This is a genomic window from Methylobacterium sp. J-067 (genome assembly GCF_022829465.1).
Taxonomy (GTDB): Bacteria; Pseudomonadota; Alphaproteobacteria; order Rhizobiales; family Beijerinckiaceae; genus Methylobacterium; species Methylobacterium litchii.
Window position 1 is genome coordinate 1 of the sequence record NZ_JAKSXZ010000116.1, and the last position, 316, is coordinate 316.

Here is a 316-nt window from a genome sequence, read left to right on the forward strand (position 1 = left end):
TGCTTGCCGGCCGCGGGAATGGTGTACTGCGGATCGCCTTTGTAGGTATCATGGCTGACCGTAAGGACCAGCGTGTCAGACCCCGTGCCGCCGTTCATCGTGAACGGCGGCGGGAGGGACGAGGCCGGAGCCGGGAGCGCGGTGGTGTCGTGCACGGTCACGGTCTGCGCCCCCGAGCCCAGCAGCGAGAGCTTACCGCACGTGACCGCAGCGCGAGCGTAGGTGGCGCTATCGAGATAGAGGTTGCGGTCGGTGGCGGCGGTGCCGCCGAAGGCGTCGTTGAGGAAGTTGATGCTGACCTTATGGTCGCCCGCCG

The 316-nt window shown here is 67.4% G+C and carries 1 pseudogene; it reads right to left on the minus strand.

From position 1 onward, the window contains the following. A pseudogene (locus MKK52_RS17345) lies at positions 1-316 on the minus strand (1,3-beta-glucanase); the annotation flags it as partial.